The following is a 13,177-nucleotide window of genomic DNA, read 5'->3' as shown; positions in this document are numbered from 1 at the left end:
ACTGCAATGGCGGGGTCGGTGCCAGTTGCTTACGCCCCCGCCGCAACTCCTCCCAGAAATGCCCGCTGCACGGCCGGGTCATTCTGTAACTGCTGCGCCGTGCCCTCGCCCACGACGCGCCCTGCCTCCAGCAGATAGCCGCGTGTGGCCAGCCGCAGCGTGGCGCGCACATTCTGTTCCACGATCACCAGCGTCAGCCCGGTCTCGCGGATCCGGGCCAGCGCGGCGAACACCTCTTTCACCACGATGGGCGCCAGCCCAAGGCTGGGTTCGTCCAGCAGCAGAAGGTCGGGCTTGCTCATCAGCGCGCGGGCGATGGCGACCATCTGCTGCTCGCCCCCCGACATGGTGCCGACGATCTGGCGCGAGCGGTCGGCCAGACGCGGAAACAGGGCCAGAACCTCGGCCCGGCGGCGGTCGGCCCCCTCGCGTGCACGCGCCGGATGGGCGCCAAGCGCAAGGTTGTCGGCCACGTTCATCCGGCTAAAGACTCCGCGCCCCTCGGGGACCAGCGCGATGCCGCGCTCGACCATGGCAAAGGGCGGCACGGGGGCCATGTCGGCGCCCTCGTGCCGGATCGTCCCGCCGATGGCCGGCACAATGCCACCCACCGCCTTCAGCAGCGACGATTTTCCCGCCCCGTTGGCGCCAAGGATCACCACGCATTCGCCGCGCCCGACCCGCATGCTTACCCCGTCCAGCGCCCGGTGCATGCCATAGCTGACGGCGAGATTCTCGATCTCAAGCATCGGCATCCTCTCCCAGATAGGCGGCGATGACATGACGGTCCGCAAGCGCCTCGGAGGTGGGGCCATCCGCGATCAGCCGGCCCGAATTCATCACCACTGATCGCGGGCACAGGGCGCGCACGGCGTCTATGATATGTTCGACCATGATGATGGTCAGCCCGTCGCCCGACAGCTTGCGGATCAGGGCGATGCCGTCTTGCAGCTCGGTCGGGTTCAGCCCGGCCAGCCATTCATCCAGCAGCAACAGGCGCGGTCGGGCTGCCAGCGCTCGGGCCAATTCCAGCCGCTTCTGGTCGATATAGGTCAGATCGCCCGCGCTTTGATCCGCCCGTGCGTCCAGCCCGACGGCCGACAGGCAATCGCGCACCCGCGCCGCCAGCAGATCACCCCACAGCCGGTCCGGCCCATAGGCCGCGGGCACCATCACATTTTCCTTCAGCGTCAGCGAAGGCAGGATGCGCACCAGCTGAAAGGTCCGCGCAACGCCAGCCCGCGCGATCCGGTCCGGCCGCGCGCCGGTCATGTCGTGCCCGCCGATCCGCAGCCCTCCGCCCGAGGGCCGCAACGCCCCCGAGATCAGGTTCAAAAGCGTCGTCTTGCCCGAGCCGTTCGGCCCCAGCAGCCCCAGCACCTCGCCCGGCCGCACCGCCAGCGACACGCCATCGACCGCGACCAGCCCGCCAAAGCGTTTTGTCAGCCCCTGCGTTTCAAGGATCATGCCTTGGTCTCCTTCAGCACGGACGGTCGGCGGATACGTTCCAACGCGGCCAGCACGCCATCGGGCAGCGCATAGACCACGGCCAGGAACATCAGCCCCAGCAGGATCGAGAAATGATCGGGGAACCGTGCCGACAGCCATTCGAACAGCAGAAATAGCGGTACGGCACCGGCGACCGGGCCCCACAGCCGGTTGGCCCCGCCAAGCAGCGCCATGATCACCGTCAGAAAACTGACCGTCGGGTTGAACACGATCGAGGGCTCGACATAGACCCAACGCGGGGCCTGCACGGCGCCGACCAAAGTGATGATCGTGGCCGAGATGACGAACAGCACCAGCTTGGTCCGCGCCACCGGGATGCCGGCATGGGCGGCAACCACCTCGTCATCGCCGATCACCCGCAGCGCCAGCCCCAGCCGTGACCGCCTGATCCACCAGCCCGCGCCCAATGTCAGCACGGCCAGCGCCAGCAGCTGCCAATAAATGTCGCGCGCCGTCAGATCCAGAAAGATATAGCGGCCCAGGGTGCCGGTCACGTTGACCTCGAACCAGGTGATCAGCTGGCGCACCAGCTCGGCCAGGCCGAAGGTGAAGATGACGAAATAGATCCCCGCAAGCCGCAGTGTCGACAGCCCCACGACCAGCGCCATCCCGGCCCCGGTCAGCGCAGCACAGAACAGCACCACCGGATAGGGCAGCACCTCGTTCAGCACGGCCACGACATAGGCACCCACGCCAAAGAAGGCGACCGTCGCCAGCGAGACATAGCGCGTCGGCCCCGAAAACAGCGCCCAGGCACTGGCCAGCACGACATAGCCCATCAGCCCGACCAGCAGCCCGGTGCCATAATCCCCCGCAAACAGCGGCAGCACGGCCAAGAGGGCAAAGGCGATTGCGGAAAAAACATATCCCATGGCCTAGCCCCCCACCCGGCCGAACAGCCCCGTCGGCCGCCACAGCAACACGACCAGAAACAGCGCATAGGTCGCGGCCAGCGTCAGTCCGGGGTCGATGAAAGCGGCGACTAAGACCTCGGCCAGCCCCAGCAGCAGCCCCGCCACCAGCGCGCCCAGCACATTGCCCACACCGCCCATGATGACCACGATCAGGGCCTTCATGGTGAACACCACGCCATCAGCAGCCGAGAAGGTCAGGAACATGGAAACCAGCGCCCCGCCCGCGGCGGCCAGCGCGCCGCCCAGCGCAAATCCCTGTCTGCCCATCCGGTCCACGTCGATGCCGACCAGCCAGGCGCTTTGCGGCGCCAGCGCCACGGCGCGCATCGCCCGGCCCCAATTGCTGCGCATCAGCACCGCATAAAGTCCCAGCCCGATGGCCAGCGAAACCGCCAGCGCAACCAGCCTGTTGGCCGCCACCGTCACCCCCAGCAGCGATACGCCCTGATCGAGATAGCTGTAGGATGTGAAATCGCTGCCAAAGACGATCAGCATGATCCCCTGCAACACGAACAGCAGCCCGAATGTGGCCAGGATGGTGTCGACCTCCAGCCGGCCGGCATCGCCGCGCCGCAACAGCGGGCTCATCATGCCGGCATGGACCAGCCAGCCCAGCGCATAGCCTGCCGGCGTGACCACCAGCAACCCCAGCAGCGGGCCGATGCCCCAGGCCGTGAACAGCCCCGTCACCACAAAGCAGGACAGCAGCATGAACTCGCCATAGGCAAGGTTCAGGATCCGGGCGATGCCGTATTGCAGGGTCAGGCCCATGGCCAACAGCGCATAGGTGCCGCCAAGGATAATCCCCAGCGCAAGTGTCGAAGCAAGCATGTCAGTTCCTCGCAGGCGGGGCGGACGGGCACGCGGCACGCGCCCGGCCCCGGCCTGTTACCATTCGGGCTTGGGGATGACGGGGGCTGTCGCGCCCTGACGCTCGGCCGGGTTGACGGCGACGAATTTGTCGCCCTGCCACTGGCCGACCCACCACAGGTCGCGCAGCTGATTGTCCTGCATCTTCAGATCGCCCACGACGGTCTGAAACGTCCCGGTGGCGATTTCCTGCGCCAGCGCCTGATGATCCAGCCCAACCCGCTGGACCGCCTGTTCCAGCACCTCAAGCGAGGCATAGGTCACGGCGCTGGCCCAGCTGTCGGGCGGGCTGCCCGCGCTGTCGGTATGGCGCTGGAAATAATCCTGAATGGCGGGCGAAGCCGAGTCGACGCCACCGATGGACATCACGCCCCCGGCCTTGCCACCCGCGACCTGTGGGAAATTCGGGAAAGCCCCGCCGACGCCGACGTAAAAGACCTTGGGATTATAACCCATGGTCTGCGCCTGCTTGGTCACGCCGAAGCTGCCCGGCGGATAGGAAAAGGCCACGAAACTGTCGGCGCCCGAGCGTTGAACCTCGTTCATGATCGCCGCGAAGTCCGAGGTGCCCAGTGGATAGGTCTCGTCATAGGCAAGGGTGAAGCCGGCCGCTTCAAAGGCCGGGCGGGCGGCGCTGACCAGGTCGATGCCGAACCCGTCCGCGACCGAGATCATCGCAACCTGATCGTTGATCTGCCCGGCCTCGCGCGCGGCCACAAGCGTCTGGACCAGCGCCTCGGCATAGTCATGCCCGCCGCCCAGCATCCAGAAGGACCGCTTCCACCGGTCGGCAAATTCCGGCGCCTTGTCAGTGACCGAGGTGACCGCCAGATGCGGATAGCCGGCCTTGTCCATCAGCGGCGCAATGGCCAGGTTCGGCCCGGTTCCCCATGGCGGCAGGATCAGATCTACCTTGTCCTGTTCGGCAAGCCGGGCAATGGCGCGGACCAGATCCTCGGTATTCGAGCGGTCGTCATATTCCACCACCTCGATCATCCGGCGGCTGCCATCGGGCATTTCCAGCCCGCCCTGGGCATTCACCTCGGCCACCCACATCTGATAGTTCGGAATGGTGGTGATGCCAGCGCCCGTTGCATTGGGTCCGCTTTTGGCCACGGCATAGCCGATCCGCACCACGTCCTGCGCGGCACCAACTCCCGGCAGGGCCAGGGACAGCGCAATCGTCATCGGCAACGCCCCAAGCAGGGCGCGTCGTGATGTCATCGTCATTTCTATCCTCCGATTGATACCTTGGGCATCATTGTTGGGTGGCCGCACACCTTCCCCCCCCGGTCGGGCACGGCCGCCCTGGAAATAAGGCTAGGCGCTTTCTTAGCTTCATAAAATGCACTTATAATATTAATAATTGGACCAATACGTCGCATTTCGCCATTAGAGACCTCTTGTCAGAGCCGCATCACCCTCGTCCTGCCGCACCCATGCTGATGCCGATTCAGGTGCGCAGCCCCCTGTCCGAGACCACCTATGGGATCGGCGCGCGCCTGGCCTGTCTGGTGGTTCTGGATGCCGGCCGCGGGGATGTGCGGCGTGACGGTGGCAACATGCGGTTCGAGGCGCCGCGCCTGTTCTGGCTGGCACCCGGAGCGGCCGGCGAGCTGCGCCTGTCGCCAGGCAGCCGGGGCGAGATCCTGCTTTTGTCCCAGGGCGCGCTGTCCACCGCCATGCCCGCCAGCGCCTTTGGCGAGGAAATGGCGCTGCTGCTGCGGACCGATCTGTCGGCCACCCTTGGCACTGCCCAGACCGCCACCACCGACCGTATGGCCGAGTTGCGCCGTGAACTGGGCGAGGACGCGCCGGGTGCCGGCATGATGGCCCAGCATCTGATCGCCATGTTGATGATCTGCCTGTGGCGCGCTGCAAAAGAGGGGCGCGCGCGACCCGATGCGGTGCCCGGCGGCCTGGTGCAGGGCTTTATCCGGCTGGCGGGTCTGCATCTGCGCGATCATTGGCAGGTCGGCGATTACGCCGATGCGCTTGGCGTCACCCGCGACCGGCTTGCCGCCGCCGTCCGCCGCGCCACCGGCAAATCGCCGCAAGCCTGGCTGCACGAGGCGCTGCTGCGCGAGGCCGTGCAGCTGCTGACCCATTCCGGCCTGCCGGTGTCACAGGTCGGCTTTCGCCTCGGGTTCACCGACCCGGCCTATTTCAACCGATTTTTCAACAGGATGCAGGGCGAGCCGCCATCACGCTATCGGCGAAGGATGGCACGGCGGGCAGAACCCGCGCCATCCTATGCGGCATGGCCGTGACGGCGGCGACCGGGCGGGCGGGCGGGCGATGCCGCTAGGCCAGCCGGCTGGCACGCAGGTCGCCGGCCTCTTCGACGATGGGATAGGCGACATAGGTGAAATCGGTATTCACCTGCTTCAACGCCCGGACGGTTTCCTGATGCAGGTTCGTCGTCTCGACCGAGGCGCGGTTATTGGCCCGCAGCCGCGCCAGATGTGCATTCTGCAAGTCCTGCTCGGCTGCGCGGGTGCGGTCCTTTTCCTCGATCAGCTGGCGCGCGATTTCGCTGTCGGCGGTCATCAGCACGTTCAGCGCAAGCCGCGCATTGGACAGGACGCGATCATGAAAATCGGTCAATTCGCGCAGCCCGTCGGCTGAAAATACCACGCCCTGCTGATGCATCCGCCGTGCCAGATCGACCAGATTGGCCGAAATCTGGTCGCCGGCATCTTCCAGATGGTTCGCGATCATGGTGATCGCCATGGCGCGGCGCGACTGGTCGGCCGTCAAATCGGCCTCGCTAAGCCGCGAGAGATACAGCTTGATGTCATAATGCATCCGGTCCACCTGCTGCTCGCGCGCGGCGATCCGGTCAGAGATGGCGCCGTCCCAGGTCTGGAACAGGCCCAGCACGGGTTGCAGCATCAGATGGGTTTCCTCGGCCATGCGCAGCAATTCGCGCTGCGCATTGATCAGGGCCTGCGGCGGATTGGACAGCATCTGTTCGTCCAGCGCGCTTGGTCGGTCCTCGGCGCTGCCGCGCCCGGCAGGAAGCAGCGCGTCGGCCAACCGCGCCACGGCAGGGATGAAAGGCAGCGCCAGCAGGGCAACCGTCAGGTTGAAGGCAAGATGCAGGTTGATCGCCTGACGCGCCGCCCCCGCGCCCAGCAAGGCCAGAAGATCGGGCCGGGCCAGCAGCACCAGCAGCAGCGCAACCGCCCCGCCACCGCGCAGTAGCAGGTTCGACAGCATGATCTGCCGCGCCCGCCGCTCGCCACGCATGGTCAGCACAAAGGGGATGGCCGCCCCGCCCAGATTGGCACCCAACACCATCGCCGCCGCCGCATTGTCGGGCAGCAACCCCTGCGCGGCGAAGGTGACGAACATCAGCACCGCCGCGATCGAGGAATGCATCGCATAGGTGATCAGCGCCGCCAGCAGAAAGGCCGAGGCCGGATCGCTGCCCAGCCGCCCCAGCACGGCATCGACCAGCGGGTTGTCGCGCAGCGGCTCGGTCGCCTCGCGGATCAGGGAAAGTGACAGCAGCACCAGCGCAAGGCCGACAAGAATGCGGCCGGCCTGCCGGGGACGGCGGGATTCGGCTTTCAAAAACAGAGTCACGCCCAGAATCAGCAACACCGGCACAAGCCAATGGATCGGCGACAGCAGGATCTGCGCGGCAATGGCCGAGCCCAGATCCGCCCCAAGGATCAGCGCCACCCCGGCAATGATCGACAGCGTGCCGGTGGCTGCGAAACCCGCCGTCAGCATCGCCACCGCGGTCGAGCTTTGCAGCAGCACCGCCGAGCCAGCCCCCGCCGCCACCGCCCGCAACCGCGACCCGGTCGCCCGGCGCAGCAGCCGCCGCAGCGGTGACATGAACGCCCGCTCGACCCCGGTTCGGATCATCCGCACCGAGAAAAGCAGCAGGGCCACCGCCCCGGCCAGATTCACCATGAACAGGATCATGCACCGATATCCGTGATCACAGGGCCGTTGACGGCCCTGCCGCCACAGCAACACCGAAATGTTGTATATGCAACATTTTTTCTTGCCATAATTGGCAATTGCCAACAATCTGAACGGGCTGACCACGACAGTGACGACAACGCCTATGGATGTCGGACCGCATGACGCAACTGGACCAGCTGAAAACCTCTGCCTTGCCGCGGCTGCGCAAGGCCGACCGGCGCAAGCAGATCCTGCTTGATTTGAAGTTGCGGCCGCATCTGCGCATTTCCGAACTGGCCGAACGTTTCGGCGTCTCGACCGAGACGGTGCGCCGCGATGTCGATGCGCTGGCGGGCAAGGGGCTGATCGACCGCGCCCATGGCGGTGCCTCGCGGCCGGTGCCAGGGCCCTATCCTTCGCTGGACGAACGCCAGCGCGACAGGCGGATAGAACGGGAACGGATCGGCCGGCTTGCCGCCGGGCTGGTCCAACCGGGCGAGACGCTGATGGTCGATTCCGGCTCGACCACCTTGCAGATGGCGCGGTTTCTGGCCTTTGCCGGGACGCCCTGCCGGGTGATCACCAATTCGCTGCATATCGCCATGACCCTTGGCAGCAGTGACAGGGCCAGCGTGATCCTGTGTCCGGGCGACTATCTGGCCCGTGAATCCGCCGTGATCGGCGACGAGGCGTTGGAATTTCTGGCCCGCTATCATGTCGATCGCGCCATGATCGGCGCCACGGCGCTGCATATCGGCGGGGTGCTGGAAACGGTGCCCGGCTTTGCCGCGATCAAGCGCAGGATGCTGGCCCAGGCGGCACAGCGCCATCTGCTGATCCATGGCGATAAGTTCGGCGGCTCGGGCTTTCGCAAGACGGCGGATCTGGATCAGTTGCATTCAGTCCTGGTCGACCGCGCGCCCCCCGCCGATCTGGCGCGGGCCTTGCAGGCCGCCGGCACCCGGATCAGCATTGCCGATTGATCCGGGCTGCTGATCGGGATCCTCGGTCATCTGCCGCGCCAGATCGGTCATCCCGTCGCGCAGCAGGGCAAAGCGGTGCATCCGGGTCGCGGCCTGCGCGCGCGCGCTCGGCAAAGGCGCGGGCCGCACAGGCGCAGGCAGGCCATCACCATCCGCCACCTGCCGGATCCCTTCGGCGTGCAGCGCCATCTGCACCAATCCAAGTGCGGTCGTTTCCACCTCGGCCGCGCGGATCAGGGGGCGGCGCGTCAACCCGGCCAGAAAGCGCAGCAGATAGTCGTTGCGCGCCATGCCACCATCGACCGAGACCCGGCGCAAGGGCTGGATCGCCTCGATCGCGCGCAGATTTTCGGCCACCCGCAGCGCGATGCCTTCGATCAGCGCCTGCATCATCTGCTGGCGGCCGGTCTCCAGTGACAACCCGAACCAGGCGCCACGGGTCTGCCGATCCCAATGCGGACAAGCCAGACCCGCCAGCGCCGGCAAAAAGATCAGCCCGCTGTCGATGGCGGCGGGGCCGGCGAAATCGCTGATCTCGGCGAAGTCCTGAAACAAGCCCAGATCGCGCGCCCAATCCACCGCCGCCGCCGCCGTATAGACCGCCCCATCCAGCGCATAGCAGACCGGCTGATCGGGCAATTGCCAGGCCACGGTGGGCAAGGGGCCCGGTTGGATCGGCCGGACCAGCCCATCGGTCAGCGCCTGCACGAAGGCGCCGGTGCCGAAGGTGACCTTGGCATCGCCCGGCTGGCGGCAACCATGGCCGAACAGCGCGGCCTGCTGATCGACGAGACTGGCGACAAGCCGCGCCCCCGAGGGCAGCCATCCCAGATCCCCCGCCGTGGGCGTGATCGCCGGCAGCGCCTGGATGGGCACGCCGAACAGCGCGCAAAGCCGTTCGTCCCAGGCGCCTGTTTCCAGATTCATCAGCGACGTGCGCGAGGCCGTGGCGATGTCCGTCTCGAACCGGTCGGTCAGATGGTCGCGAAAAAAGGCGTCGGTGGTGCCCAGCCGCAATCGTCCCTGCCGCAGCAGGTCGCCCGCCTCGGGGCTGTGCCGCAGGATCCAGCCCAGCTTTGCCGCCGAGAAATAGGCGTCCAGCGGCAGTCCGGCGCGGGCCATTACCTCGGGGCCGGCGCCGGCATCGCGCAGCGTGCGCAGCATCGGCTCGGTCCGCTGGTCCTGCCAGACGATCACCGGGCTGATGGGGCGACCATCACGGGCATCCCAGGCGAGGCAGCTTTCGCCCTGATTGGCCAGCGCGACCAGTTCGACATCGGCGGTGGCGCAATCGGCGACATTGCGCAGCAGTTCTGCGGGGTCATGTTCGACATGGCCGGGCCTGGGCAGGTTCTGGCGGTGGCGGATCTGCCGCAGCAGCCGCAGCCCGGTCCCCTCGGCCCCGCCCAGGAAGGCGCGGGTCGAGGTCGTGCCCTGATCAATCGCCAGAACCTTCACCTGCGTTTCTCCAGTGCCAAGACCAGCGGGCCCTGCCCCAACCCCGGAGGGATTGGCATGGTAACGCGCCTTTCGGGTCGTGCGTCGATGCGCTGGCGGGCAATGACGCGGTCCTGCTGCATCAGGCGCAACTCGCCCACGACCGGGCGGGCGACGCGCAACTGGATATGGTCATGCCGGCCCGGTCCCGCCGGCAGGATCAGCTGCGGCAAGGCATAGCGGATCGCGTCGCCGTCGATCCGCAGCGGCAACGCCCCGGCACGGCCTGGCAGCGCGCCGGCCAGATGGGCGGCGATGGCATCTGCGGCGCGCAGGCCCTCGGCCCAGCAGGCACCGGCGGTTTCGACCGGACGCAGCAGATTGCCGGCGGCGAAAAAGCCCGGTTGATCCAACCGCCCGAAGCTGTCGATCACGGGGCCGGTGGACAGCGGGTCCAGCGCCAGCCCCGCCATGGCCAGCAACCCGGCCTCGGACCGGAAAGCGCCGGTCAGCAGCACCCCGTCGGCGGCGATCTGATGCGCGCCGTCCGGCCCCTCGACGGCAACCGCCTCGACCCGGTCGCGCCCGATGATCCGGGTGATCCGCGTCGTCAGCATCAGCGGCACACCCAACAGGCGCGGCAGCAGGCCGGCGCCGCGACGGGCGACGACGCGCGGTCCCGGCTCGATCATGGCGGCGGGACGGATGCCCGCCTGCCGACAGGTCAGCAGTGCCGAGAAGGAAACCACTTCCGTGCCCAGCACCACCGGGCGCAGAAAGGGCCGCTGGTGGTTCAGGTGAACGATGCCCTGAAGCGCGCCGGTCGTCAGGATGCCGCCGGGCTTTTGCCCGCCGATCATCCGCTGCACCCGGCTGGATTCGCGCGTGCCGGTGGCCAGAAGCACCGCCCGCGCCGACAGCCGGGTGACGCCGCCGGGGCCGGACAGTTCCAGCGCCGGTCCGGGCAGCAGCGCGATGGCGGTGGTGTCGCACAGGATCGTCGCCCCGGCGGCACGCGCACCAGCCGCCAGCCGGGCGGCATAGGCCTGCCCGCCCAGAATCCGGTGAAATTCACGCATGCCAAAGGGCGAGTGGCCGCAATGACGCGGGATGCCGCCGGGCTGCGGCTCGCGTTCGATCACCGCCACCCGGCCGATGCCCTGCGCGGCCAACCGCGTCGCGGCGGCAAGACCCGCCGGCCCGGCGCCGATGATGGCAATGTCAGCCTGCATTGCCATCCTCCCCGCCGCAGAAGGGTTGCGTGAACCGGCCCTCGGTCAGCTGTGCCAGCCGGGCCGAGCAATAAAAACCCTGACAGCGCCCCATCGTCACCCGCGTCCGTCGCTTCAATCCGGCCAAAGAATTGGCCGGCGCAGGGGCATCCAGCGCGGCCAGAATCTCTCGCTGCGTGACCCATTCGCAATGGCAGACGATGCCCTCATTCCCGGCGTCGCGCCAGTCGCGCCGCCCACCCTGCGCCAGCACCGGCATCTGCGGCCAGTGATCGGGCTGCCGCCTGGCCGCGCCCCCCACCAGCCGCGCCACATGGGCCGCGATGCCCAAAGCCGCCGACAACCCGGTCGAGCGGATACCGCCCACCGTAACCAGCCCCTGCCCCCGATCGGCGCGGATGCGATAGCCCTTTTCCTCGGTCGCAGGGCGCAGGCCGGCATAGGCGGCCGCCACCTCTTGCCCGGCCAGCGCGGGCAGAATGGCCTGCCCGGTCTGACGCAGCGCCGCCAGCGTCTCGGGGATCAGCATGGCGGTATCGCGGTCGTCCTGTTCCTCGGCGGTGGGACCGACCAGCAGGTTGCCGAACACCGTGCGGCAGACCACGACGCCCTTGGTCACCTTGCTGGGCACCGGCAGCAGGATATGCCTGGCCAGCGCCGCGGCGGGCTTGTCGAACAGGATGAACTGCCCCTTGCGCGGGCGGATCTGGAACCAGCTTTCCCCCGTCAGCAGCCGTTGGACATGGTCGCCCCACAACCCGGCTGCGTTGACGACCAGCGCCGCCTGAACCTCGCCCACAGTGGTCTGCAACTGCCAGCGATCCGACAGCCGCCGCCCGCCCGTGACCTCGGCCCGGCAGCGCAGCTGCGCGCCATGGGCGATCGCCTGATACAGATAGGCATGGGCTGCCGACCAGGGGTCGATCAGCGCCTCGCCCGGCACCCGGAACCCGGCCCGGACCGAGGGCGCCAGGTTCGGCTCGGCCGCCAGCAGCGCCTCGCGGTCCATCGGCTGAATGTCGGTCACGCCGTTGGCGCGGGCCTGTGCCATCAGCGCGGGCAGCGCGGCCTGTTCTTCATCGGTCCAGGCCAGAACCAGCGCGCCACACCGATCCAGAGGCAGGTTCAGCTGGTCATGTATGTCCAGATACTCGGCATGGCCGGCACGGATGCAATCCAGTTCCAGACTGTCCCCAGGCGCATCAAAACCCGTGTGCAGAATGGCACTGTTGCCCTTGGACGCGCCGTCCAGCACGTCATGGGCACGTTCCAGCAGCAGCACCCGCGCCCCATCGACGGCAAAGCGCCGGGCAATCGCGCAACCGACCACGCCCGCCCCGATCACTGCCACATCGAACCCGGTATCCGTTGCCAATGCCGCCTCCGCCTCTGTGATGGTTGTAGCCGTCAGTTGCCCGAATGGGCAAGCATCTTGCCCATACCGCAAGTTATTTTCGGCAAAATTGCCCCTTGATCAGGGAAATATGTTGACACGGGCGATGCTCGTGGGGTCGCATGGAGGAAAGGAATGGGACAGCGATGAAGCCACGCGACCGACGGCTGCAAATCGAGAGCATCATTCAGGAACAGGGCTCGGCCAGCGTCGAGCAGCTGGCAGAACGGTTCACCGTATCGACCGAGACCATCCGCCGCGATCTGTCGCGACTGGCACAGGCCGGACGGATCATGAAGGTTCATGGCGGGGCGCGCAGCACGCGGTTGCTTGCCGAACCCAGCATGCCGGTGCGCGCGGCGCTGGCCAATGCCGAAAAGACCCGGATCGGCCAGCGGCTTGCCCATGCGATTGAACCGGGCGACACGCTGTTCGTCGATACCGGCTCGACCACGCTTGCGGCCGCGCCGGCGCTGGCGGCGATACCGGGGCTGACGATCATCACGAATTCCTGGCAATTGGCCGACGCCCTGTCGCAGCAGGGGTCGGATGCCGCTATCTATCTGCTGGGCGGGCGCTATGTCGCCGGCAATGCGCAGACCGTGGGGCCGGCGGCCCTGGGACAGGTGGGCGATTTTCAGGCGGATCATTGCGTGCTGACCGTCGCCGCCCTGTCACCCGAGATCGGCGCCATGGATGCCAGCCATGACGAGGCCCAGATTGCCCGCGCGATGGTGGCCAATGCCCGCAACCTGATCATCCTGGCCGACAGCACCAAACTGGGTCGCCGCGCTGCCTTTACCGTCTGCCGGACCGACGAGATCGGTCTGGTCATCACCGATGACCGCGTTGGCGGGGCGGAACGCGCCGGGTTCGGGTCGCGGGGCGTCAAGGTCTGGGTCTGAAAGCAAGGGAAAG

Annotated in this window: 12 protein-coding genes; 3 read left to right on the top strand and 9 right to left on the bottom strand. The window is 67.3% G+C overall.

Annotated features, from left to right (window positions below; translation table 11 throughout):
- Positions 1-29 precede the first annotated feature (29 nt).
- The 5 genes from FNJ84_RS10540 to FNJ84_RS10520 are packed head-to-tail and all read right to left on the bottom strand — an operon-like array spanning position 30 to position 4,523.
- Positions 30-749 (bottom strand): ABC transporter ATP-binding protein, encoded by a 720-nt coding sequence (locus FNJ84_RS10540; RefSeq protein ID WP_143793097.1) that lies wholly within the window; start codon positions 747-749, stop codon positions 30-32.
- A complete protein-coding gene (locus FNJ84_RS10535; protein ID WP_143793096.1) occupies positions 742-1,467 on the bottom strand; it encodes an ABC transporter ATP-binding protein in 726 nt (241 codons plus the stop codon). Before FNJ84_RS10535 ends, FNJ84_RS10540 begins: the two co-directional genes overlap by 8 nt.
- Positions 1,464-2,381: a branched-chain amino acid ABC transporter permease gene (locus FNJ84_RS10530; protein ID WP_143793095.1), complete on the bottom strand. Its 918-nt coding sequence runs from the start codon at positions 2,379-2,381 to the stop codon at positions 1,464-1,466. Before FNJ84_RS10530 ends, FNJ84_RS10535 begins: the two co-directional genes overlap by 4 nt.
- A 3-nt stretch (positions 2,382-2,384) precedes the next feature.
- Entirely contained in the window at positions 2,385-3,254 is an 870-nt protein-coding gene (locus FNJ84_RS10525; protein WP_143793094.1) for a branched-chain amino acid ABC transporter permease, read from the bottom strand.
- A gap of 57 nt (positions 3,255-3,311) precedes the next feature.
- Complete coding sequence (locus FNJ84_RS10520; RefSeq protein ID WP_143793093.1) at positions 3,312-4,523, bottom strand: amino acid ABC transporter substrate-binding protein; 1,212 nt, start codon at positions 4,521-4,523, stop codon at positions 3,312-3,314.
- Between the two features lie 209 nt (positions 4,524-4,732).
- On the opposite strand from FNJ84_RS10520, the gene FNJ84_RS10515 reads away from it, so the two are divergent.
- Positions 4,733-5,563: a helix-turn-helix domain-containing protein gene (locus FNJ84_RS10515; RefSeq protein WP_143793092.1), complete on the top strand. Its 831-nt coding sequence runs from the start codon at positions 4,733-4,735 to the stop codon at positions 5,561-5,563.
- 34 nt (positions 5,564-5,597) lie between these two features.
- On the opposite strand, the gene FNJ84_RS10510 is transcribed toward FNJ84_RS10515, so the two are convergent.
- A complete protein-coding gene (locus FNJ84_RS10510) occupies positions 5,598-7,232 on the bottom strand; it encodes a Na/Pi cotransporter family protein (protein ID WP_143793091.1) in 1,635 nt (544 codons plus the stop codon).
- Between the two features lie 161 nt (positions 7,233-7,393).
- Between FNJ84_RS10510 and FNJ84_RS10505 the strand changes: the two genes are divergently transcribed.
- Positions 7,394-8,197 carry a DeoR/GlpR family DNA-binding transcription regulator gene (locus FNJ84_RS10505; RefSeq protein ID WP_185968492.1) on the top strand — a complete coding sequence of 268 codons (804 nt, stop codon included), beginning with the start codon at positions 7,394-7,396 and terminating at the stop codon, positions 8,195-8,197.
- On the opposite strand, the gene FNJ84_RS10500 is transcribed toward FNJ84_RS10505, so the two are convergent.
- Genes FNJ84_RS10500 through FNJ84_RS10490 form a run of 3 tightly spaced genes read right to left on the bottom strand, consistent with a single transcriptional unit; the run spans position 8,114 to position 12,241 of the window.
- Positions 8,114-9,655 (bottom strand): FGGY family carbohydrate kinase, encoded by a 1,542-nt coding sequence (locus tag FNJ84_RS10500; RefSeq protein WP_143793089.1) that lies wholly within the window; start codon positions 9,653-9,655, stop codon positions 8,114-8,116. The genes FNJ84_RS10505 and FNJ84_RS10500 overlap by 84 nt on opposite strands.
- On the bottom strand, positions 9,652-10,866 hold the full coding sequence (locus FNJ84_RS10495; RefSeq protein WP_221931965.1) for an FAD-dependent oxidoreductase: 1,215 nt from the start codon (positions 10,864-10,866) through the stop codon (positions 9,652-9,654). The genes FNJ84_RS10500 and FNJ84_RS10495 overlap by 4 nt, the downstream gene beginning before the upstream one ends.
- Positions 10,856-12,241, bottom strand: coding sequence for an NAD(P)/FAD-dependent oxidoreductase (locus FNJ84_RS10490; protein ID WP_221931964.1), 1,386 nt, complete (start codon positions 12,239-12,241; stop codon positions 10,856-10,858). The genes FNJ84_RS10495 and FNJ84_RS10490 overlap by 11 nt, the downstream gene beginning before the upstream one ends.
- Before the next feature lie 164 nt (positions 12,242-12,405).
- Between FNJ84_RS10490 and FNJ84_RS10485 the strand changes: the two genes are divergently transcribed.
- Positions 12,406-13,164 carry a DeoR/GlpR family DNA-binding transcription regulator gene (locus tag FNJ84_RS10485; RefSeq protein ID WP_143793088.1) on the top strand — a complete coding sequence of 253 codons (759 nt, stop codon included), beginning with the start codon at positions 12,406-12,408 and terminating at the stop codon, positions 13,162-13,164.
- Positions 13,165-13,177 lie beyond the last annotated feature (13 nt).

The sequence above is a fragment of the Paracoccus sp. M683 genome (genome assembly GCF_007096355.1).
Classification (GTDB): Bacteria; Pseudomonadota; Alphaproteobacteria; order Rhodobacterales; family Rhodobacteraceae; genus Paracoccus.
The sequence above is the reverse complement of the archived record's forward strand: the minus strand, read 5'-3'. Positions and strand labels throughout refer to the sequence as shown.

What these genes read in the sequence shown, in the direction of transcription:
- FNJ84_RS10495 (WP_221931965.1), bottom strand. Translation starts at nt 10,866, where the DNA reads ATGCAGGCTGACATTGCCATCATCGGCGCCGGGCCGGCGGGTCTTGCC.
- FNJ84_RS10540 (WP_143793097.1), bottom strand. Translation starts at nt 749, where the DNA reads ATGCTTGAGATCGAGAATCTCGCCGTCAGCTATGGCATGCACCGGGCG.
- FNJ84_RS10525 (WP_143793094.1), bottom strand. Translation starts at nt 3,254, where the DNA reads ATGCTTGCTTCGACACTTGCGCTGGGGATTATCCTTGGCGGCACCTAT.
- FNJ84_RS10535 (WP_143793096.1), bottom strand. Translation starts at nt 1,467, where the DNA reads ATGATCCTTGAAACGCAGGGGCTGACAAAACGCTTTGGCGGGCTGGTC.
- FNJ84_RS10485 (WP_143793088.1), top strand. Translation starts at nt 12,406, where the DNA reads ATGAAGCCACGCGACCGACGGCTGCAAATCGAGAGCATCATTCAGGAA.
- FNJ84_RS10530 (WP_143793095.1), bottom strand. Translation starts at nt 2,381, where the DNA reads ATGGGATATGTTTTTTCCGCAATCGCCTTTGCCCTCTTGGCCGTGCTG.
- FNJ84_RS10510 (WP_143793091.1), bottom strand. Translation starts at nt 7,232, where the DNA reads ATGATCCTGTTCATGGTGAATCTGGCCGGGGCGGTGGCCCTGCTGCTT.
- FNJ84_RS10515 (WP_143793092.1), top strand. Translation starts at nt 4,733, where the DNA reads ATGCTGATGCCGATTCAGGTGCGCAGCCCCCTGTCCGAGACCACCTAT.
- FNJ84_RS10505 (WP_185968492.1), top strand. Translation starts at nt 7,394, where the DNA reads ATGACGCAACTGGACCAGCTGAAAACCTCTGCCTTGCCGCGGCTGCGC.
- FNJ84_RS10520 (WP_143793093.1), bottom strand. Translation starts at nt 4,523, where the DNA reads ATGACGATGACATCACGACGCGCCCTGCTTGGGGCGTTGCCGATGACG.